This window comes from Pseudomonas sp. NPDC079086 (assembly GCF_044542155.1).
Taxonomy (GTDB): domain Bacteria; phylum Pseudomonadota; class Gammaproteobacteria; order Pseudomonadales; family Pseudomonadaceae; genus Aquipseudomonas.
Map to the genome: position 1 here is coordinate 20,089 of NZ_JBITTY010000002.1, position 20,984 is coordinate 41,072.

A 20,984-nucleotide genomic window follows, 5' to 3' on the forward strand; every position below is an offset into this window, starting at 1 on the left:
GTGGGGTTGGTCGTGGCGGGAGTGCGATCTTTGCCAGTAGCGCATCGCGTCAGGGCGGCGCAATGCACTACTGAGGGCTGGCAGCCGTGGCGTCAGCGCTGCTGGTGCAGCTCGGCGACTTCCGCACGCAGGGCGCGCAGTTCATCGAGCAGCAATTGCTCGGTGGGCGAAGGCGGGGCCAGCTTGGCTTCCTGTTCATGGGTGGTTTGCATGGCATTGACCACCACGGCGATAAACAGGTTGAGCATCATAAAGGTGGCAATCAGGATAAACGGCAGGAAATACAGCCACGCCAGCGGGAAGGTTTCCATCACCGGGCGCACGATGCCCATCGACCAACTTTCCAGCGTCATCACCTGGAACAGGGTATAGAGGCTGGCACCAAGGCTGCCGAACCACTCGGGGAAGGCCGCGCCGAACAGCTGAGTGGCCATCACCGCCGCCACGTAGAACACCAAACCCAGCAACATGGCGATACTGCCCATGCCCGGCAACGAGGACAGCAGCGCTTCGACCACCCGGCGCATGTTCGGGTTGATCGAAATCAGCCGCAGCACGCGCAAAACTCGCAGTGCACGCAGCACCGCGAATGGTCCGCTGGACGGCACCAGGGCCACGCCCACTACCAGGCAGTCGAATACTGCCCAGGGATCACGCAGCAGGCCCAGGCCGCGGGCGATAAAGCGCAGCGCTAGCTCCAGGATAAACACTGCAAGAATCAGTTGATCCAGCATCAGCAGCAGCTTGCCCCAGTCGGCCATCAGGCCGGGGTAGGTCTGGATGCCGAGAATCGCCGCGTTGAGCACGATCAGGGTGGTCACCAGGCGGGTGATAGCTTTGCTTTCCATCAGCGCGCCGAGGCGCAGACGCCAATAGCTGGACGTCGGGTTCATGGGTATTTCATTCATGGTCTGTGGGGTACTTGCGTAAACGGTGGGCGAGTGAATTCGCGAAGGTCAACCTGGCCCGGACATGCAGTGCTGCCGTCAGGGCCTTGAGGCGTATTTATTGGTCGGTGAGGGCGAAGCTGGTCAGGGCGAAGGTGGGAATGCCGCTGTCCTGCAGCTTCTGCGAGCCACCCAATTCGGGCAGATCAATGATCGCGGCGGCTTCGATGATGCTCGCGCCCATGCGCCGTACCAGTTGTGCGGCGGCTAACAGGGTGCCGCCAGTGGCGATCAGGTCATCGAAAATCAGCACCTTGTCGCCTTCGCAGAGGCTGTCGGCGTGCACTTCCAGTTTGGCTTCGCCGTACTCGGTCTGGTAGCTCTCGCTGAGCACGTCGGCGGGCAGTTTGCCTTGCTTGCGGAACAGAATCAGCGGCTTGTTCAGTTCATAGGCGATGATTGAACCGATCAGAAAACCACGCGCATCCATAGCGCCGATGTGGCTGAAATCGGCTTCGACGTAACGCTGGATAAAACTGTCGGCAACCATGCGCAGGGCACGTGGCGACTGGAACAGCGGGGTGATATCGCGAAAGATCACCCCCGGCTTGGGGAAGTCCACCACCGGGCGGATCAGGGTTTTGATGCTGAATTCGTCGAAGATCATTGGCTAGGTCCTGCGCTGTGCGGGTCTATCAGCCCTCAAGGTTGCCGCCGGCCAAGGCGCACAGCTCGATGGGATCGAGGATATGCACTTCCTTACCTTCGGCTTCGAGCAGCTTGTTCTGTTGGAAGCGGGTAAATACCCGCGATACGGTCTCCACCGCAAGGCCCAAATAGTTACCAATTTCGTTGCGCGACATGGCCAGGCGGAACTGATTGGCCGAGAAGCCGCGTGCGCGGAAGCGCGCCGAGAGATTGACCAGGAAGGTAGCGATGCGTTCGTCGGCGGTTTTCTTCGAGAGCAGCAGCATCATCTGCTGATCGTCGCGGATTTCCCGACTCATGATGCGCATCAATTGGCGGCGCAGTTGCGGTAGTTGCACCGACAGCTCATCAAGGCGCTCGAAGGGGATTTCGCACACTGAGGTAGTTTCCAGAGCCATGGCTGACACCGGGTACGCATCACTGTCCATGCCGGACAGGCCGACCAGTTCGCTGGGCAGATGGAAGCCGGTGATCTGCTCATCACCACTATCGCTCAGGCTGAAGGTTTTCAGCGCGCCGGAACGCACCGCGAACACCGAATTGAAGGCATCGCCCTGGCGGAATAGAAATTCACCTTTTTTCAGCGGGCGGCCGCGTTTGACGATTTCGTCGAGCGCGTCCATGTCTTCCAGGTTCAGGGACAGCGGCAGACACAAGCTCGCCAGGCTGCAGTCCTTGCAATGGGCTTGGTGTGGGGTATGCAACTTGATGCTTTCGGACATCGCTGGCGATCCTAGGGTAAACACACAATAGCCGTAAGGTTACAGCAGGGCGCAAGGTAGGGCCACTAAGACGCAAGTCTGATCGAATGTTCAAGTTTTACCCTGTGCGGCCGATAAGCCATGCGGCTTTGAATATCTGCAAGGAGCATTCGTATGCGACTGGAATCGACCCAATTGAGCACCCGCATGAACCTGGCGCTGGAGCGCAAGAGCGCTGTGGCCGAAGGCGTTGTAGAGAGCAGCGAGGCGGATCAGCAGGCGTTTCGTGACAGTCTGCGGGTAAGCCTGTCAGAGCTGGGAAAGGCGCGTTCTGCTGCGGCGCAAAAGAACCGCGATATTGATGAGAGCAGCCTGCCGGACGTGGTCAAGGATCTGCTCAAGAGAATCCGCGAGCTCAAGGCGCAGGTCGAGGCGAAGAAAGCCGAGCTGCAAGAGGTCATGCAGGACCAGAGCTTAGACCCCGAGGCCAAACGCATAAAGATCGAGACGCTACAGGGCGAGCTGGCCTCTCTGCAGGGCGCGTTGAGCAGCGCCAACGCGACGCTGATCAAGACCCTGCGTGAGCAGGACCTGAGCGATCAGCAGATGCAGGAAGTGGCCAGCCTGGTGATGAAATAAACCCCGGTTTTTACGGTCCGCAGGCTGCTAGATCACCCGGGAAAAGCGTTGCTGGTTTAGTTCGCTGAGGTAGCGATCAAACAGCATGCACAGCGAGCGCACCAGCAGGCGCCCCGCAGGCCTCACTTCGATACCCTGTGCATTCAATTCGATCAATCCATCACTGGCCATCTGCTGCAGTTGTGGCCAGATCTCAGCAAAGTAACTGCGAAAATCGATGGCGTAGACCTGTTCGATATCGGCAAAGCGCAGCTGGAAATGACAGATCAACTGCTGAATCACGGCACGGCGCAAACGGTCGTCTGCGTCACAGTGCAGACCGCGCAGGGTGGCCAGTTCGCTGTGGCCGAGGCTGTCCTGGTATTTGCTCAGGTCGCTGTTGTTCTGACAGTAGAGATCGCCAATCTGGCTGATCGATGACACCCCTAGGCCGATCAGGTCGCAGTGGCCGTGGGTGGTGTAGCCCTGGAAGTTGCGTTGCAGGCTGCCATCTTCCTGGGCGCTGGCCAGTTCGTCGTCGGGCAGGGCGAAGTGATCCATGCCGATATAGCGGTAACCGGCGGCGCTCAGTTGCTCAATGCTGGCCTGCAGCATGGCCAGCTTGTCGCCTGGGCTGGGCAGGTCGCTGGTGTTGATCCGCCGCTGCGGCATAAAGCGCTCTGGCAGGTGGGCGTAGTTGAACAACGACAGGCGATCCGGTTGCAGGGCAATCACTTCGGCCACGGTGCGGGCGAAACGTTCTGGGGTTTGCAGCGGCAGGCCGTAGATCAGGTCGATGTTTATCGAGCGAAACTGCAGGGTGCGCGCGGCTTCGACGATGGCGCGGGTTTCTTCCAGGGTCTGCAGGCGATTGACCGCCCGTTGCACGGCCGGGTCGAGGTCCTGTACGCCCAGGCTGACACGGTTGAAACCCAGCTCGCGGAGCAGGCCCATGGTCGACCAATCGGCTTCGCGCGGGTCGATCTCGATGCTGTAGTCGCCCGTATCGTCATCCAGCAGGTTGAAGTGCTGGCGCAGGTGACCCATCAGGTGGCGCAGTTCATCGTGGCTGAGAAAGGTCGGGGTGCCGCCGCCGAAGTGCAGTTGCTCGACTTTCTGCTGCGGGTCGAGGTGGCGGCTGATGATCTCGATTTCGCGTTCGAGCTTTTCCAGATAGGGCTGGGCGCGGCCGCGATCCTTGGTGATCACCTTGTTGCAGGCGCAGTAGTAGCAGATGTGTGCGCAGAACGGGATGTGCACATACAGCGACAGTGGCTTCAGGGCTTTGCGGCTGTCGCGTAGGGCATGCAGCAGGTCGAACTGACTCACGCGCTCATGAAACTGCACGGCGGTTGGGTAGGAGGTGTAGCGCGGGCCGGCTTGGTCGTAGCGGCGGATCAGAGTGCTGTCCCACTGGATGGCATTGAGCATGCGGGTATTCCCGGTTTGGCTTTCAATACCGGGGAGTCTAAGAGCGCTGCGCCTGAGGTGTTTTGACCTGTATCAAGCGGCCTCTTATCGCTTAGCAGGCCGTTGAAAAACGACCTGCGTTGCCACCGCAGCGTTAAAAACAGGTTAAAAATGCTCATTTACAGCTTGTAAACTCCGCTTTTGTACCTGTTTTTGCCTTGCGCTGGCGACCTCGCCTACATTTTCAGCGGCCTGCTAGTGACCCATCAGCCAGTGCTGGTGCGGGCCGGGCATTGTCCACAGGCCGAAGAGAATCACCAGAATCCCACCGGCCATGCGCACGCCTTGCTTGCGCAGCAGGGCGGTCAGGCGCTCGGCGGCCATGCCGGTGGCCAGCAGCACCGGCAGGGTACCGAGGCCGAAGGCAAACATCAGTGCTGCGCTGCTCAACGCATTGCCCTGGCTCGCGGCCCACAGCAGAGTGCTGTAGACCAGGCCGCAGGGCAGCCAGCCCCACAGACTGCCGAGTACCAGAGCACGGGGCAGGCTGGTGACCGGCATAAAGCGTCGGGTCAGCGGCTGGATATACCGCCACAGGCCTCGGCCGAGGGCTTCGATGCGGGTCAGACCGCTCCACCAACCAGCCAGGTACAGGCCCATGGCAATCAGCAGCAGCGCTGCAATCACACGTAAACCCATGACCAGCGGGCTATTGGCGACTGCCCAGCCTGCCAAACCGAGCAGCAGGCCGGCCAGGCTGTAGCTGAAGATGCGCCCCAGGTTATAGGCAAGCAGCAGCTGAAAACGCTGGGCGCGTCGCTCGGGTGGGATGGCCAGGGTCAGGGCGCCCATCAGACCGCCGCACATGCCCAGGCAATGGCCGCCACCGAGCAGGCCGAGAATCAGTGCCGAAACCAATAGCGGCAGCAGCTCAAGCACCGGGCTTGTCTCCTGCTTCCTTGGATTGCTCCTCCTGTTGCACCTGGCTGACCGCAGCCTGGTGCTTGGGGTCTTCGTCGTCGAACAGGATGCTGTGGGCCGGGCCGTCGAGGTCGTCGTACTGACCGCTGTCCACCGCCCAGAAGAACAGCCAGATGGCAAAAGCTACCAAGGCGATGGCGACCGGGATCAGGATATAGAGGGCGGGCATTGGATCTCCGTGCGGCGATAGGGTTGGGCGACGCGCACCTACAGCTTGGGCAGGCGCGTCAGACGCAGAGCGTTAACCACCACCAGCAGCGAACTGACCGACATACCCAGCGCTGCCCAGATGGGTGTGATCCAGCCGATAGCGGCGAAAGGCAGCACCAGGCCATTGTACAGGCTGGCCCAGGCGAGGTTCTCGATGATGATGCGGCGGGTTCGTTGCGCCATGTGTAGAGCCTGAACCAGGCTACTCAGGCGGTTGGACAGCAGCACGGCATCGGCACTGGTTTTCGCCAGATCCGTGGCGCTGCCCATGGCCACGCTGATATCGGCGGCGGCCAGGACGGGTACATCATTGACCCCATCACCCAGCATCAACACGCGGCGGCCATGGCTGTGCAGCTGTTTCAGTACGTCCAGTTTGGCATCCGGGGTAAGGCCGCCACGGGCATCGTCAATGCCCAGCTGGCGTGCCACTTCGCCGACCATGGGCGAGCTGTCGCCGGACAGCAGCATGATCTGCCAGCCTTTGGCTTTGGCCATCTCGATCAGTTGCGGCGCGTCGTCGCGCAGGCGGTCATCCAGTACGAACCAAGCCAGCGGGCCCTGTTCATCTCCCAGCAGCAGCCATTGGCCGTGTTCACCGCTAATCGCAGGGGTGGGTTGAGTGCTAAGTGTGCAGACAAAGTTGGCCTCGCCGATGCGCAGTATTCGGCCGCCAACGCGCCCTTGTAGGCCCAAGCCCGGATGGCTGTCGACCGCTTCTGCGGCTTCCGGGGCTTGGCCGAAGGCGCGGGCAATCGGGTGTTCGGAACGATTTTCCAGGGCGGCGGCCAGGGCCAGGCAGGCGTCGGCATCCAGCTCGCGCAGCGGGTGGATGGCACTAAGGGTCAGGCGACCTTCGGTGAGGGTGCCGGTTTTGTCCAGCACCAGGGTGTCGATTTGGTTCAGGCCTTCGAGTACGTGGCCACGGGTCAGCAGCATGCCCAGCTTGTGCAGCGAGCCGGTCGCCGCAGTCAGGGCTGTGGGGGTGGCCAGGGCCAACGCGCAAGGACAAGTGGCGACCAGCAGGGCCAAGACGATCCAGAATGCACGCGAGGGGTCGAGTTGCCACCAGATCATACCGACGATAGCGGCTGTCACCAGTACGATCAGCAGGAACCACTGTGCGACCTGATCGGCCAATACTGCCAGACGCGGTTTATCGTTCTGCGCGCGCTCCAGCAGGCGAACGATGGCCGACAGCCGCGTGGCATCACCGAGGGCCTGCACTTCAACCTGCAACGGGCCTTCGACATTCAGCGTGCCGGCGGTGACGGCATCGTCGACGCTACGCGGCTGCGGCAGGTACTCGCCGGTTAGCAGTGATTCATCGACGCTCGACTGGCCCTGAACAATTCGACCGTCAGCCGGCAGCAGCGCACCAGGCGGCACCAGCACCTGATCGCCGATACGCAGTTCGCTGAGTAGAATTCGTTGGCTCTGGCCGTCCGCATCCAGGCGTAGGCAGGAGGCTGGCAGCAGGTTGACCAGTTGCGCCGTGGCGGCGGCCGTGCGCTCGCGGGCGCGGCGCTCCAGGTAGCGGCCGGCCAGGAGAAACAGGGCAAACATGCCCACTGCATCGAAATACAACTCGCCCTGGCCGGTCACCGTCGACCAGATACCGGCGATGTAGGCGCCGCCAATCGCCAGGGATACCGATACATCCATGGTCAGGTGGCGGGTGCGCAGGTCGCGCAGTGCGCCACGGAAGAACTGGCCACAGCAGTAAAAGACAATCGGCGTGGTGAGAAACAGGCTGACCCAGCGCAGAATCTTGTCCAGCTCTGGGCTGAGGTCGATATTGAATTCCGGCCAGGTGGCCATGGTCGCCATCATCACCTGCATCCACAGCATGCCGGCCACGCCCAGCTCGCGCATGGCGCGGCGGTTCTCGCGTTGTAGCTGTTCGGCTGCGGCATCAGCCTGCCAGGGGTGGGCGGCGTAGCCGATCTTGCGCAGGGCCTTGAGCAGGCTACTAAGTGGCAGTTGGCTGTCGGCCCAGCGCACTTGCAGGCGGTGATTGGACAGGTTGAGGTGCGCCTCGCTGACGCCGGGCAGGGTCCGCAGGTGTTTCTCGATCAGCCAGCCACAGGCTGCGCAGCTGATGCCTTCGATCAGTAGACAGGTTTCGCTGAGTTCGCCGTCATGCTCGACAAAGGGTTGCTGCACATCGCTGCGGTCATACAGCGTCAGCTCATCGGGCAGCGCCTGGGGCAGGCTCTGCGGGTTAGTGGCGCTTTCGCTGCGGTGCTTGTAGTAGTGCTCCAGGCCGCCGCTGACGATGGCTTCGGCCACTGCCTGACAGCCCGGGCAGCACATCTCGCGGGTTGCGCCCAGTATCTGGGCCTGGAAACGGCTGCCGGCAGGAACCGGCAGAGCACAGTGATAGCAGGGAGTCGGGCTGGCCATCGGTGCGCTTACTGAGCATCCCCGAGAAGGATGTTCTGTCCGCTCTGCACGTTTTCTTCTTCAAACAGGCGCCAGTCCTTGCCGCCTTCCTGGCCGATTAGCTCGACAAAGCGGCGACCTTCGACGGCATCGATCATCTGCCCGCTGTAACTGCCATCAGCCTGCGGCTGCAGAATCACCCGACGGTCGCGCTCCGGCTGAGTCGGCGAGATCAGGTTGAGCACCAGCTGCTGCGGACGGCTGTTGCCGCCCAGCTGCAGGGTGGCGGTGCCGTTGTCATCGTTGAGCAGCAGGCTGGCGTGCAGCTTGAGGCGGATGGCGTGGTTTTCCCGCTCCAGGGACTGGTTGATGCCTTTGCCGACGTCGTAATAATCATCGGAGATCAGCCCCGGCGGGTTCTTCGTGGCGATGGTCAGCAGGGTTAGCCCCTGGACCACTGAATAGGCCAGCAGGCCAATCAGGAACCAGGGCCAGAATTGCTTGTACCAGGGCTTGATGATCTCGGCGTTCTTTTCAGCTATGGGCTCAATCATGGTCTTCTCTAATCAGCGCACGCTGGGGCCGATAAAGCGGCTGGCGGCGTCGGTTTTGATGCTTGGGTCATCCACCGCGTGTAGGCGGAAGCTAATTTCATTGGCGCTCGAAGGGAGTTTTTCCGGCTCGATGGACAGCTCTACGGGCAGCGATAGAACTTCGCCTGCATCGGCTTTGATCACGCGCTTGCCTTCATAAACCAGGTCATCAAGGCCGTCAGCTTCGATCTCATAGGTCACAGCATGCTGGGCCTTGTTCATGATTTTCAGGGTGTAGACGTTCTCGATCCTGCCTTCTTCGTTCTCCCGGTAGAGTACGCGGTCCTTGAGCACATCCAGTTCCACCAGCGAGCGGTCGGCAACTGCCCAGGCAAATACGCAGAACATCGCGACCAGAGCTACGGCGTAACCAATCAGGCGTGGTCGTACCAGGTGGGTCTTCTGCCCGGAGAGGTTGTGTTCGGTTGTGTAGCTGATCAGCCCTTTCGGGTAATTCATCTTGTCCATGATGCTGTCGCAGGCGTCGATGCAGGCGGCGCAGCCGATGCACTCGATCTGCAGGCCGTCGCGTATGTCGATGCCGGTGGGGCAGACGTGCACGCACATTTTGCAGTCGATGCAGTCACCCAGGCCTTCAGCCTTGTAGTCGGCATCGCGCTTGCGCGGGCCGCGGTGTTCGCCGCGACGCGGGTCATAGGACACGATCAGGGTGTCCTGGTCGAACATCACGCTCTGGAAGCGCGCGTAGGGGCACATGTAGATGCACACCTGCTCACGCAGGTAGCCGGCGTTGCCGTAGGTGGCGAGGGTAAAGAAGCCGACCCAGAATAGCGCCCAGCCGCCTGCTTGCAGGGTGAATAGCTCGGGGATCAGTTCGCGAATCGGGGTGAAGTAGCCGACAAAGGTAATCGCGGTGACCAGCGATACGCCGACCCAGATGCCGTGCTTGGCCAGCTTGCGCAGAAATTTCTGCGTGGTCATCGGTGCCTTGTCGAGCTTCATGCGCTGGTTGCGATCACCTTCGGTGACCTTTTCCGCCCACATAAACACCCAGGTGAACACACTTTGTGGGCAGGTGTAACCGCACCACACGCGGCCAGCGAACACGGTGATAAAGAACAGGCCGAAGGCTGCGATGATCAGCAGTGCCGAGAGCAGAACGAAATCCTGCGGCCAGTAGGTGGAGCCGAAAATGTAGAACTTGCGCTCCGGCAGGTTCCACCAGACGGCCTGACGGCCATTCCAGGTCAACCATACGGTGCCGAAGTACAACAGGAAGAGGGCTGCGCCACCGAGCATACGCAAGTTGCGGAAAATGCCGGTGAAGGAGCGGGTGTAGATTTTTTCGCGGTTGGCGTACAGGTCAACAACTTCGACCTTGGCCGGGGCAGGGGTGACGTCTTTAACTGGAATCTGTGCGCTCATCAGTTCGTACCACGGCGGTTGATTGGCTGCCCTGGTCGATACGTGCCGGCCGGGGTCATACGGGCTCTTGCGCTATGGTACGCCTGACGATTGCCCAACAGGTGCGACCTGCGGTCGCGCCTGCCGGGCAGGAGAATTACTTCTCGGTTTTTGCGTGCGACAGGCTGTACACGTAAGCCGCCAGCAGATGCACCTTATCGTTGCCCAGGAAATCAGCCTGGGCTGGCATCTTGCCGTTACGGCCATAGCGCAGAGTTTGTTGTACCTGAGCGAAACTGGAGCCGTAGAGCCAGATTTTGTCAGTCAGGTTGGGTGCGCCCATGGCCTGTTGGCCCTTAGCTTCAGCGCCATGACAGACTGCACAATTGGTCGCGAAGATGTTTTGACCTGCGGCAAGATCAACCGCGATACCTTCAGGGTTTTTCAAACCGGACAAGCTACGGATGTAGCCGGCAACGTTGCGGATGCCTTCTTCGCCGATGCTGTCTTTCCACGCTGGCATAGCTGCCTGACGGCCGCCCATGATGGTGGTCTTGATGGTTTCTGGCTCGCCGCCATACAGCCAATCGTTGTCGGTCAGGTTCGGGAAACCATAGGCACCCTTGGCGTCAGAACCGTGGCAGACCGAGCAGTTGGAAGCAAATAGGCGACCGCCCATTTTCAGCGCTTTCTCGTCCTGGGCCACTTGTTCAATCGGCATGGCTGCGTACTTGGCGAAGATCGGGCCATATTGGCCTTCAGCCTTGGCCATTTCCTTTTCCCACTGGTGCACACCCGTCCAGCCTGCATTGCGCTCTACATCACCGGCAATTTGGATATTGGTGGCGAAGGGCGTTTTTGCCTCGGTATCGAGGTAGTCATAGCCCGGTAGCAGCCCCTTCCAGTTACCCAGGCCCGGGTAGAGCGCCAGGTAGCCGAGGGCAAAGATGATGGTGCTGATAAACAGCATGAACCACCACTTGGGCAGCGGGTTGTCGAACTCTTCGATACCGTCGAAGGAATGGCCGACGGTTTCTTCGGTGGTTTCTTCGCGCTGGCCCTTGCGGGTGCCGAAGATCAGCCAGGTCAGGGCAAAGATGGTGCCCAGAGACAGAATGGTTACGTACCAACTCCAGAACGTGGTCATTGGTTATTGCTCCTGGAAGATTGCTCGTCACGCTCATTGGGTTTGGGATCGTCGGCGAAGGGCAGGTTAGCGGCCTCGTCGAAGCTGGATTTACGCTTGCTGCTGTAGGCCCAGAGCACCACGCTAATAAAAGCGATGAACACCACTGCTGTGCCTATGCCGCGAATCATCCCGATATCCATAGTGCGTTACCGTTTGTTCTTGATGGATGTGCCGAGAACCTGCAGGTACGCAACCAGTGCGTCCATTTCGGTCTTGCCTTTTACTGCGTCCTTGGCCCCAGCGATGTCTTCATCGGTGTAAGGGATGCCAAAACCACGCATGACTTCCATCTTCTTGGCGGTGTCCTTGCCGTCGAGTTTGTGCTCGACCAGCCAAGGGTATGCCGGCATCTTCGACTCAGGGACTACGTTGCGCGGGTTGTACAGGTGCGCACGATGCCATTCATCCGAGTAACGACCGCCAACCCGAGCAAGGTCCGGACCGGTACGCTTGGAACCCCACAGGAACGGATGGTCCCAAACGCTTTCACCGGCAACCGAGTAGTGGCCATAGCGTTCGGTTTCAGCACGGAACGGACGGATCATCTGCGAGTGGCAGCCGACACAGCCGTTGGCGATGTAGACATCGCGGCCTTCCAGTTGCAGCGCGGTGTAAGGCTTGAGGCCTTCCACCGGCTCGTTGGTAACGTCCTGGAAAAACAGCGGAACGATTTGAGTCAGGCCGCCGATGCTGACGGCCAGAACCATCAGCAGCGCCATCAGGCCAATATTCTTCTCAAGGATTTCGTGTTTCATCAGTGCGCTACTCCGGCAGGAATCTGTGCAGCCGCTTCGTATTCCGAAGCCTTGGCGGCACGCACGGTGCGGTAGGTGTTGTACGCCATCAGCAGCATGCCGGTGACGAAGAAGGCGCCACCAATCATGCGCACCACGTAGCCTGGGTGGCTGGCTTCCAGCGCTTCAACGAAGGAGTAGGTGAGGGTGCCGTCTTCGTTGACTGCACGCCACATCAGGCCCTGGGTGATGCCGTTGACCCACATCGAGGCGATGTACAACACGGTACCGATGGTGGCCAGCCAGAAGTGCGCGTTGATTAGGCCAACGCTGTGCATCTGTGGGCGACCGAAGACTTTCGGCAGCAGGTGGTACAGCGCGCCGATGGAGATCATCGCTACCCAGCCGAGAGCGCCGGCATGTACGTGGCCGATGGTCCAGTCAGTGTAGTGAGACAGCGCGTTGACGGTCTTGATTGCCATCATCGGGCCTTCGAAGGTCGACATGCCGTAGAACGCCAGGGATACGACCAGGAAGCGCAGGATTGGGTCGGTGCGCAGCTTATGCCAGGCGCCCGACAGGCTCATCATGCCGTTGATCATGCCGCCCCAGCTTGGTGCCAGCAGGATGATTGACATCGCCATACCCAGGGACTGTGCCCAATCCGGCAGTGCGGTGTAGTGCAGATGGTGCGGGCCAGCCCAGATGTACAGGGTGATCAGCGCCCAGAAGTGCACGATGGACAGGCGATACGAGTAGATCGGACGCTCGGCCTGCTTAGGAACGAAGTAGTACATCATCCCCAGGAAACCGGTGGTCAGGAAGAAGCCCACGGCGTTGTGGCCGTACCACCACTGGATCATCGCGTCAGTCGCACCGGCGTAAGCCGAGTAGGATTTGAACAGGCTGACCGGAACGGCCGCGCTGTTGACGATGTGCAGCATCGCGGTAACCAGAATGAAGGCACCGTAGAACCAGTTGCCGACATAGATGTGCTTGGTTTGACGCTTGACGATAGTGCCGAAGAACACCACCGCATAGGCGACCCAGACGATGCCCAGAAGGATATCGATTGGCCACTCCAGCTCGGCGTATTCCTTGGAACCGGTGAAACCCATTGGCAGGGTGATCACCGCAGCGACGATCACGGCTTGCCAGCCCCAGAATACGAATGCGGCAAGACCATCTGAGATCAGGCGTACCTGGCTGGTGCGTTGCACCACATAGAACGAGGTTGCCATCAGCGCGCAGCCGCCAAAGGCGAAGATCACCGCGTTGGTGTGCAGCGGACGCAGACGGCCGAAGCTCGTCCATTCCATACCCAGGTTGAGTTCAGGCCACACCAGCTGTGCGGCGATGAAAACACCCAGGCTCATGCCAATGACTCCCCAAATCACCGTCATTACGGCGAACTGGCGAACCACCTTGTAGTTATAAGCAGTCGGACTGATTGCTGTGCTCATTATGGGTTCCACGGTTAATGGATTTTTTAGGGGCAAAAATCGGCGGCAAGTATGGAGAAAGCAGGTGCTCATTGCAACGACACAAGCCGGCACGATAAGGCTTTCAGGGCTTATGGCAAGCATGCATGGCAACTTGTGCCAGACATTGCCGCAAGCAATAAATGCCTTACAGGCGTAGCGCGAAAGATAGGAATCGCCTTGGAGTTATGACAGGTGGCGACTGTCGACAAGATTAGCTCAAGTCAAACGTTGCGCGTGCACTTGGTCGGAAGGGTGCGACTTTGGGTCGCATGGCTCGGGCGGCTGTCCGGGCGCGGGAGAGGCTTGGTTGAGTGGCTGGCGATCTGGGGTCGCCAGCCGGGTGCTGCGGTTTTAGCGATTACTGTGCCGTTGCGTTCTGTTGTTGCTGGCTCAGGCTCAGTACGTAAGCGGCCAGCAGATGCACCTTGTCGTTACCCAGATACTGCTCTTGCGCGGGCATTTGGCCGTTGCGGCCGTGGCGAATGGTCTGCTGCAACTGCACCAGGCTGCTGCCGTAGATCCAGCCAGCTGGGCTGGTCAGGTCCGGCGCACCGAGCATGGCCATGCCTTTGCCTTCTGCACCGTGGCAGGCCTGGCAGTTGGCAGCAAAAATCGCAGCACCTTTCTCAAGGCTGAGGTTTTTGTCAGCTGGCAGCGGCAGACCGGCCAGCGAACTACGTACATAGGCTGCGACCTGCTGTACGCCGTCCTCGCCAATCACGGGTGCCCACGCTGGCATGGCGCCCATACGGCCATTGAGGATGGTGGTCTTGATGACGGCTGGCTCGCCGCCCCAGCGCCAGTGGCTGTCGGTGAGGTTAGGGAAGCCCACTGCGCCCTTGGCGTCGGAGCCGTGGCAGACCGAGCAATAGGTGGCAAACATACGGCCGCCCATTTTCAGTGCCTGCTCGTCTTTGGCCACTTCTTCCAGGGGCATGGCAGCATATTTGGCGAAGATGGGTCCGTACAGCTCGTCAGCCTTGTCGACTTCACGCTGCCATTGCTTGACCTGGGTCCAGCCGCCTTCATAGCCCGGCAGCACGCCTTTCCAGTTGCCCAGACCCGGGTAGAGCACCAGGTAGCCAATCGAAAAGACGATGGTGCCGATAAACAGCATGAACCACCACTTGGGCAGCGGGTTGTCATATTCCTCGATACCGTCGAAGGCATGACCCATGGTCTGCTCGGTCGGATTTTTATGAACTTCGCTTTTGCGGGTGGCGAAAATCAGCCAGAACAGGGCGAGCAGGGTGCCGACGGTCAGCACTGTGATGTACCAGCTCCAGAACGTGCTCATGGGGTCTTGCTCCTTGGTGCAGCCAGCTTGGATTCATCGGCAAAAGGCAGTAGGGCCGCCTCATCGAAGGCCGTGCGGCGCTTGCCGCTATAGGCCCACAGGGTGACGCAGATAAACGACAGCAGAACCAGTGCCGTGCCGATGCCACGCAGGGTGCCTGTATCAATAAATTCGAATGACATGGCTCTACCTCTTGTTCTTCACGGCAATGCCGAGCACTTGCAGGTAGGCGACCATGGCGTCCATCTCGCTCTTGCCTTTGACGGCAGTGGACGCGCCGGCGATGTCCTCTTCGCTGTACGGCACACCTACAAAGCGCAGGGCCTTCATCTTCGCGGCGGTGTTCTGGCCGTCCAGGGTGTTTTCCACCAGCCATGGATAGGCAGGCATCTTTGACTCCGGCACTACGTTGCGTGGGTTGTACAGGTGTGCACGGTGCCATTCATCCGAGTAACGACCGCCGACGCGAGCCAGATCTGGCCCGGTGCGTTTGGAGCCCCAGAGGAAGGGGTGGTCGTAGACACTTTCACCGGCTACCGAATAGTGGCCGTAGCGCTCGGTTTCGGCACGGAACGGGCGGATCATCTGTGAATGGCAGCCGACGCAGCCCTCGCGGATGTACACATCACGACCTTCCAGTTGCAGCGCGGTGTAGGGCTTGAGGCCGGCCACCGGTTCATTGGTGACGTCCTGGAAGAACAGCGGAACGATCTGTGTCAGGCCGCCGATGCTCACGGCCAGGACCATCATCAGAGCCATCAGGCCGATGTTCTTCTCGAGTATTTCGTGTCTCATCAGTGAGCTCCCTCAAGCGAAAACTGTGCGGCGGCATCCATCTCTGCTGCCTTGGTATGACGCACGGTCTGCCAAACGTTCCAGGCCATTACCAGCATGCCGGCAAAGAAGATCGCACCGCCGATCACCCGCACCACAAAGCCGGGGTGGCTGGCTTCCAGTGCTTCGACGAAGGAGTAGGTGAGGGTGCCGTCTTCGTTGACAGCGCGCCACATAAGGCCCTGGGCGATGCCGTTGACCCACATCGAGGCGATGTAAAGCACGGTGCCAATGGTGGCGAACCAGAAGTGCACGTTAATCAAAGCAATGCTGTGCATTTCGTCGCGACCAAAGACTTTTGGCAGCATGTGGTACAGCGAGCCGATCGACACCATGGCGACCCAGCCCAGCGCGCCGGCATGTACGTGGCCGATGGTCCAGTCGGTGTAGTGGGATAGAGCATTGACGGTTTTGATCGCCATCATCGGACCTTCGAAGGTCGACATGCCGTAGAACGCCAGCGATACAACGAGGAAGCGCAGAATCGGGTCGGTACGCAGCTTATGCCAGGCTCCGGAGAGGGTCATCATGCCGTTGATCATGCCGCCCCAGCTTGGCGCCAGCAGAATCAGCGACATCACCATGCCCAGGCTCTGCGCCCAGTCCGGCAGCGCGGTGTAGTGCAGGTGGTGCGGACCGGCCCAGATATACACGGCAATCAGCGCCCAGAAGTGCACGATGGACAACCGGTAGGAATACACCGGGCGACCGGCCTGCTTGGGCACGAAGTAATACATCATCCCCAGAAAGCCCGCGGTGAGGAAAAAGCCCACGGCGTTGTGCCCGTACCACCACTGGATCATCGCGTCCGTGGCCCCGGCATAGGCCGAGTAGGACTTGGTCAGGGTGACCGGCACTTCTAGGTTGTTAACCAGGTGCAGCAACGCGACGGTGAGGATAAAACCACCGAAGAACCAGTTGCCGACATAGATGTGGCTGACGTTACGCTTGATCACCGTGCCGAAGAACACAACGGCGTAGCTGACCCAGACAATGGTGATCAGAATGTCGATCGGCCATTCCAGCTCGGCGTATTCCTTGGAGCTGGTCCAGCCCATCGGCAAACTGATGGCCGCCAGGACGATTACCAGTTGCCAGCCCCAGAAGGTGAAGGCCGCCAGCTTGGGCGCGAACAAGGTAGTCTGCGAAGTGCGCTGCACCGCGTAGTAGCTGGTGGCAAACAGTGCACAGCCACCGAAGGCGAAGATCACCGCGTTGGTATGCAGCGGGCGCAGGCGGCCGAAGCTGGTCCACGGCAAGTTGAAGTTGAGTTCGGGCCAGGCCAGTTGCGCGGCGATAAATACGCCGAGCCCCATCCCGACAATGCCCCACACCACCGTCATGATGGCAAATTGGCGAACCACCCTGTAGTTGTAGGCGGAACTGGTTGCTGTGTTCATGTCTGGGCTTCCATCCACGGTTTATAGGCAGATCATCGAAAATCAGCGGCTGCGGGCTTGTACGATCTGCGTCGCAGTCCAGCGGATTCTTTAAGCGAGGCAAGCATGAGCAAAGGGCAAGTCACGGGTATTGACGGGGATCAATACGTGCAGGGGCAGGGTGAGAGTGCATGGCTGTGGGATCGTCCGCTTGGCGAGACGCATGCCACCCTGGTTCTGGCCCACGGTGCTGGTGCACCGATGGACAGTGAGTTCATGCAGAACATGGCGCAAAGCCTTGCTGCGCGTGGGATTGCTGTACTGCGCTTCGAGTTTGCCTACATGGCAGCGCGTCGTCTGGACGGCAAGAAACGCCCCCCCAATCCCCAGGCCAAACTGCTCGAACAATGGCGTGAGGTGTACAGCCAGGTGCGCCAACAGGTCGCAGGGCCGCTGGCGATTGGCGGCAAGTCCATGGGTGGGCGCATGGCCAGCTTGTTGGCTGATGAACTAGGCGCCGATGCGCTGGTGTGTCTGGGTTATCCCTTCTACGCCGTCGGCAAACCGGAAAAGCCACGTGTCGCGCACCTGGCAGAGCTGCGCACGCCGACGCTGATTATCCAAGGTGAGCGCGATGCCCTGGGTGACCGGCAGGCAGTGGCGGGCTATGCGCTAGCTGAGTCGATCAAGCTGCACTGGCTGGCAGCGGGTGATCATGACCTCAAACCACTGAAAAGCTCAGGTTTTACTCATCAACAGCACATGCAAACGGCAGCCGATGCGATTGCGCAGTTTCTCTGCGCATAGCCGGTGAGGGCTGGTGTTTGGTGAATAAGTGCTATTCCTACTAAAACACTAGGACTTTGCCGGCGCTGGCGAGTGGCGTACACTGCGCGCATGTTTGCGAGGAGTTGCCATGAGCACCATTACCATTACCGACGCTGCCCACGATTATCTGGCTGACCTGCTGAGCAAGCAGAACACCCCGGGCATCGGCATCCGCGTATTTATCACTCAGCCAGGCACCCAGTACGCCGAAACCTGCATTGCCTACTGTAAGCCGGGCGAGCAGAAGGCCGAAGACACCGCACTGGGCCTGGCCAGCTTCACCGCCTGGATCGATGCCGTCAGCGAGCCGTTTCTGGAAGACGCCGTGGTTGACTACGCCACCGACCGTATGGGCGGCCAGCTGACCATCAAGGCGCCAAACGCCAAAGTGCCAATGGTCAACGAAGACAGCCCTATCAACGAGCGTATCAGCTACTACCTGCAGACCGAGATCAACCCCGGCTTGGCCAGCCATGGCGGCGAAGTCAGCCTGATCGACGTGGTCGAAGATGGCATTGCCGTGTTGAAGTTTGGCGGCGGTTGCCAGGGTTGCGGTCAGGTCGACTTGACCCTGAAGGAAGGCATCGAGAAAACCCTGCTTGAGCGTATTCCCGAGCTCAAAGGCGTGCGTGACGTGACCGACCACAGCATCAAGGAAAATGCCTACTACTAAGTCGGTAGCCAAATAAAAATGCCCGCGCTCTGCGGGCATTTTTTATGGCGCTTACTGCATTGGCGTGGGATTTAGCCGCGACGGCAACAATGCAGTAATCACTCAAGCACGGCTTTTGCGCCGATCAAGCACCTGGGTCGCCCTTGCGCGCAGTTGCCCGCAGCCGCCATCAATGTCCTGACCCGCCGAGTTGCGCACCTTGGTCAGCACACCGCGGCTGTGCAGGTAACGCACGATCTGCACAATCCGGTCGCCATCGGGGCGCTGGAACTCGTCAGCTTCCAGGCTGTTGTAGGGGATCAGATTCATGATCGCGTACTTGCCCTTGAGCAGGCGCAGAATGCCGTCCATTTCCTCCTGGCTGTCGTTGATGCCCTTGAGCAGTGTCCACTGATACTGGATCGGGTAATCGATCTGCCGTGCATAGGTTTCGCCCAGCTTCACCAGTTCTTCAGGATCGATACGCGGCGCACGCGGTAGCAGCTCCTGGCGCAGCTCGGCATCGGTGCTGTGCAGCGACAGAGCCAGGGCTGGCTTGACCTGTTGCTGCGGCAAACGCTCGAACACCCGTGGATCGCCGACGGTGGAGAACACCAGGTTGCGCTGGCCGATGCCGCCCTCGGTGCCGAGCAGGTTGATCGCTTCGAGCACGTTGTCCAGGTTATGCGCCGGCTCGCCCATGCCCATGAAGACCACTTTCTTCACCGCTCGAAAGCGCCGTGCCAGCGCCACCTGGGCAACAATTTCGGCGGTGCTCAGCTGGCGCAGCAGGCCGCTCTTGCCGGTCATGCAGAACACGCAGCCCACCGCGCAACCGACCTGGCTGGACACGCACAGCCCATCGCGCGGCAGTAGCACGCTTTCCACCATTTGCTTGTCAGCCAACTCCACCAGCAGGCGCGCCGAGCCGTCCGTCGCCGGGTGTTCGGCGCTGAGGCGCGCTAGGCCATCAAGCTCGCGACTTATCTCGGGCAGGGCATTGCGCACCGCCAGCGGCAGGAAGTTTTCGGTTTTCTGATTACGCGTACCGGTATCCAGCGGCATGCCACGCAGCCAGGCACGGGTAATCCGCCCGATGTGCATGGGCTTGGCACCGAGATCGGTGAGGCGTTGGTGAAAGTCGTGAATATGCATGGGGCGCGCATGCTACCACCGGCCAGGTTGCGGTGGTATGTGTCGAGGCGGGCAGGCGTCGGGTGCGCGGCAAAACTGCTTAGCCTTTGCTCAAGCCGCGTCGGGCACTCATACTAGCGACCTGATTGGCCTGACCCAGCTGTGCGGAGCGGTAGATGAAATTTATACACCAGCGCGAACACCTCAACGAAGACGACGTCGTCGTGATCGAGTGCTCGCAGACCTGCAATATTCGCCTGATGAGCGATGCCAACTTCCGCAGCTTCAAGAATGGTGGCCGGCACACCTACCACGGCGGTGCGTTCGACACCTTCCCGGCCAAGATCACCGTGCCCAGCAGCGGATTCTGGAATATCACCATCGACACGGTTTCGCGCAAAGCTATCAGCGTCACACGCAAACCGACGCTCAAACATTCGATCAAGATCGTGCGCAAATCGACTTCGCGCCTGAGCTGAGAGCTGGTTGATCTTGATCCCTCCAAAGCCCGCTTAGATAGCGGGCTTTTTGTTGCAGGCGCGAATCAGGCTGGCTTGGCCGCGGCGCTCGGGCGCACCACCAGCCACAGGGCGATGGCGATCAAAACGCCGCCGTAGAGGTAAGCCCAGGACAGCGGTTCGTCCAGCAGCAGGGCGCCCCAGAGCACGCCGAATGGCGGGATGAGGAAGGTCGTGGTGCTGGCCTTGATTGGACCGATGTCGCTGATAAGGCGGAAATACAGCACGTAAGCGAAGGCGGTGCAAATAAAGCCCAGCCCTGCCAGGGACAGCCAGACGTCGAGCCCGCCCCAGCTGGCTGGCGGTTGAATGACCAAGGCGCCACCGAACAATGGCAGCAGGAACAGGCTGGCACCGCACAGACTGGCGAAAGCGGTCAGACGGTTATCCAGGCCGCCTTGCATTCCAATCCAGCGTCGGGTGAGAAAGCCGGCAAAACCATAGCAAACGGTGGCCACCAGGCAGGCGGCAGCGCCCCAAAGCAGTGGCAGGTCGAATTCCACCGGGCCAGTACGGGTCAGCACTGCCACGCCAAACAGGCCGATGGCCACGCCGGCGGCTTTGCTCAGGGTCATGGCTTCGGCAAAGAACAGCATGCCGATCAGTACCCCCATCATTGGTGTGGTGGCATTCAGAATGGCCGAGTAGCCCGCCGGCAACACCAGCGCGGCCATGCAATACATGGCCGATGGCAGGCCGGCGTTGATCACCCCGAGCATCAGGCAGTGTTTGAGTTTGCCGCGGAAGTCCCAGCGCACGCGCATCAGCAGCAGAATCGCCAGCAGGCCAAGCATGCCCAAGCTGGCGCGGAAAAAAGCAGTGGGCATGCTGCCCAGCACCGGCGCAACGATGCGCATGAATAAAAAGCTAGCACCCCATATTGCAGCAAGTGATAGCAGACGGATCAGGTCGACAAGACGCACAACAAACTCCACGACGGCGAGAAAGACGAGCAGTGTTGCTGGGCGCGGGAGCCAAGGCAATTCGAAATGCGCTTCGAAAGCCGCTGATTGGCAATATTTCGTGGTAGATAAATGCGTATCCAGGACTTGTCGGCTTTTACTTGGCGCGGGCACT

At 60.1% G+C, this 20,984-nt stretch carries 23 protein-coding genes; 4 read left to right on the plus strand and 19 right to left on the minus strand.

Going from position 1 to position 20,984, the window contains the following annotated elements:
- Positions 1 to 92: 92 nt before the first annotated feature.
- The 3 genes from ACIGEK_RS09675 to fnr form a co-directional block, all read right to left on the minus strand.
- Positions 93 to 908 carry an ion transporter gene (locus ACIGEK_RS09675; RefSeq protein WP_397493139.1) on the minus strand — a complete coding sequence of 272 codons (816 nt, stop codon included), beginning with the start codon at positions 906 to 908 and terminating at the stop codon, positions 93 to 95.
- 97 nt (positions 909 to 1,005) lie between these two features.
- On the minus strand, positions 1,006 to 1,554 hold the full coding sequence (locus tag ACIGEK_RS09680) for an adenine phosphoribosyltransferase (RefSeq protein WP_339527052.1): 549 nt from the start codon (positions 1,552 to 1,554) through the stop codon (positions 1,006 to 1,008).
- Between the two features lie 28 nt (positions 1,555 to 1,582).
- Positions 1,583 to 2,317, minus strand: a complete 735-nt coding sequence (gene fnr / locus ACIGEK_RS09685) for a fumarate/nitrate reduction transcriptional regulator Fnr (protein ID WP_090256133.1) — start codon at positions 2,315 to 2,317, stop codon at positions 1,583 to 1,585.
- A gap of 153 nt (positions 2,318 to 2,470) precedes the next feature.
- On the opposite strand from fnr, the gene ACIGEK_RS09690 reads away from it, so the two are divergent.
- Positions 2,471 to 2,935, plus strand: coding sequence for a DUF1931 family protein (locus ACIGEK_RS09690; RefSeq protein ID WP_397493140.1), 465 nt, complete (start codon positions 2,471 to 2,473; stop codon positions 2,933 to 2,935).
- A 27-nt stretch (positions 2,936 to 2,962) separates the two neighbouring features.
- On the opposite strand, the gene hemN is transcribed toward ACIGEK_RS09690, so the two are convergent.
- From hemN to ccoN (ACIGEK_RS09760), 14 genes are all read right to left on the minus strand, one after another.
- Positions 2,963 to 4,345 (minus strand): oxygen-independent coproporphyrinogen III oxidase, encoded by a 1,383-nt coding sequence (gene hemN, locus ACIGEK_RS09695; RefSeq protein WP_397493141.1) that lies wholly within the window; start codon positions 4,343 to 4,345, stop codon positions 2,963 to 2,965.
- A gap of 234 nt (positions 4,346 to 4,579) precedes the next feature.
- Positions 4,580 to 5,263 carry a sulfite exporter TauE/SafE family protein gene (locus ACIGEK_RS09700; protein ID WP_397493142.1) on the minus strand — a complete coding sequence of 228 codons (684 nt, stop codon included), beginning with the start codon at positions 5,261 to 5,263 and terminating at the stop codon, positions 4,580 to 4,582.
- Entirely contained in the window at positions 5,256 to 5,474 is a 219-nt protein-coding gene (gene ccoS / locus ACIGEK_RS09705) for a cbb3-type cytochrome oxidase assembly protein CcoS (RefSeq protein WP_397493143.1), read from the minus strand. The genes ACIGEK_RS09700 and ccoS overlap by 8 nt, the downstream gene beginning before the upstream one ends.
- A gap of 38 nt (positions 5,475 to 5,512) precedes the next feature.
- Complete coding sequence (locus ACIGEK_RS09710; RefSeq protein ID WP_397493144.1) at positions 5,513 to 7,921, minus strand: heavy metal translocating P-type ATPase; 2,409 nt, start codon at positions 7,919 to 7,921, stop codon at positions 5,513 to 5,515.
- A gap of 8 nt (positions 7,922 to 7,929) precedes the next feature.
- Entirely contained in the window at positions 7,930 to 8,454 is a 525-nt protein-coding gene (locus ACIGEK_RS09715) for a FixH family protein (RefSeq protein ID WP_397493145.1), read from the minus strand.
- Positions 8,455 to 8,466: 12 nt separating this feature from the next.
- Positions 8,467 to 9,879: a cytochrome c oxidase accessory protein CcoG gene (ccoG, locus tag ACIGEK_RS09720; protein ID WP_397493146.1), complete on the minus strand. Its 1,413-nt coding sequence runs from the start codon at positions 9,877 to 9,879 to the stop codon at positions 8,467 to 8,469.
- 136 nt (positions 9,880 to 10,015) lie between these two features.
- Entirely contained in the window at positions 10,016 to 11,005 is a 990-nt protein-coding gene (ccoP, locus tag ACIGEK_RS09725) for a cytochrome-c oxidase, cbb3-type subunit III (RefSeq protein ID WP_397493147.1), read from the minus strand.
- Entirely contained in the window at positions 11,002 to 11,187 is a 186-nt protein-coding gene (locus ACIGEK_RS09730; protein ID WP_339414380.1) for a cbb3-type cytochrome c oxidase subunit 3, read from the minus strand. Before ACIGEK_RS09730 ends, ccoP (ACIGEK_RS09725) begins: the two co-directional genes overlap by 4 nt.
- Before the next feature lie 6 nt (positions 11,188 to 11,193).
- Complete coding sequence (ccoO, locus tag ACIGEK_RS09735; RefSeq protein WP_397493148.1) at positions 11,194 to 11,802, minus strand: cytochrome-c oxidase, cbb3-type subunit II; 609 nt, start codon at positions 11,800 to 11,802, stop codon at positions 11,194 to 11,196.
- Positions 11,802 to 13,244 carry a cytochrome-c oxidase, cbb3-type subunit I gene (gene ccoN / locus ACIGEK_RS09740; protein ID WP_397493149.1) on the minus strand — a complete coding sequence of 481 codons (1,443 nt, stop codon included), beginning with the start codon at positions 13,242 to 13,244 and terminating at the stop codon, positions 11,802 to 11,804. Before ccoN (ACIGEK_RS09740) ends, ccoO (ACIGEK_RS09735) begins: the two co-directional genes overlap by 1 nt.
- Positions 13,245 to 13,623: 379 nt before the next feature.
- Entirely contained in the window at positions 13,624 to 14,562 is a 939-nt protein-coding gene (gene ccoP, locus ACIGEK_RS09745) for a cytochrome-c oxidase, cbb3-type subunit III (protein WP_397493150.1), read from the minus strand.
- Complete coding sequence (locus ACIGEK_RS09750) at positions 14,559 to 14,744, minus strand: cbb3-type cytochrome oxidase subunit 3 (protein WP_397493151.1); 186 nt, start codon at positions 14,742 to 14,744, stop codon at positions 14,559 to 14,561. Before ACIGEK_RS09750 ends, ccoP (ACIGEK_RS09745) begins: the two co-directional genes overlap by 4 nt.
- A 4-nt stretch (positions 14,745 to 14,748) precedes the next feature.
- Positions 14,749 to 15,357, minus strand: a complete 609-nt coding sequence (gene ccoO, locus ACIGEK_RS09755) for a cytochrome-c oxidase, cbb3-type subunit II (protein WP_397493152.1) — start codon at positions 15,355 to 15,357, stop codon at positions 14,749 to 14,751.
- On the minus strand, positions 15,357 to 16,796 hold the full coding sequence (gene ccoN / locus ACIGEK_RS09760; protein ID WP_397493153.1) for a cytochrome-c oxidase, cbb3-type subunit I: 1,440 nt from the start codon (positions 16,794 to 16,796) through the stop codon (positions 15,357 to 15,359). Before ccoN (ACIGEK_RS09760) ends, ccoO (ACIGEK_RS09755) begins: the two co-directional genes overlap by 1 nt.
- A 105-nt stretch (positions 16,797 to 16,901) precedes the next feature.
- Here ccoN (ACIGEK_RS09760) and ACIGEK_RS09765 point away from each other — a divergent pair, with 105 nt between their 5' ends.
- Positions 16,902 to 17,582: an alpha/beta family hydrolase gene (locus tag ACIGEK_RS09765; RefSeq protein WP_397493154.1), complete on the plus strand. Its 681-nt coding sequence runs from the start codon at positions 16,902 to 16,904 to the stop codon at positions 17,580 to 17,582.
- Positions 17,583 to 17,691: 109 nt separating this feature from the next.
- Complete coding sequence (nfuA, locus tag ACIGEK_RS09770) at positions 17,692 to 18,276, plus strand: Fe-S biogenesis protein NfuA (RefSeq protein ID WP_090256151.1); 585 nt, start codon at positions 17,692 to 17,694, stop codon at positions 18,274 to 18,276.
- Between the two features lie 102 nt (positions 18,277 to 18,378).
- Here the strand turns inward: nfuA and ACIGEK_RS09775 are convergent, their stop codons facing one another.
- A complete protein-coding gene (locus tag ACIGEK_RS09775; RefSeq protein ID WP_397493155.1) occupies positions 18,379 to 19,410 on the minus strand; it encodes an RNA methyltransferase in 1,032 nt (343 codons plus the stop codon).
- A gap of 155 nt (positions 19,411 to 19,565) precedes the next feature.
- Here ACIGEK_RS09775 and ACIGEK_RS09780 point away from each other — a divergent pair, with 155 nt between their 5' ends.
- On the plus strand, positions 19,566 to 19,868 hold the full coding sequence (locus ACIGEK_RS09780) for a DUF1883 domain-containing protein (RefSeq protein WP_090256153.1): 303 nt from the start codon (positions 19,566 to 19,568) through the stop codon (positions 19,866 to 19,868).
- 65 nt (positions 19,869 to 19,933) lie between these two features.
- On the opposite strand, the gene ACIGEK_RS09785 is transcribed toward ACIGEK_RS09780, so the two are convergent.
- Positions 19,934 to 20,830, minus strand: coding sequence for a DMT family transporter (locus ACIGEK_RS09785; RefSeq protein ID WP_397493156.1), 897 nt, complete (start codon positions 20,828 to 20,830; stop codon positions 19,934 to 19,936).
- Positions 20,831 to 20,984: the final 154 nt, after the last annotated feature.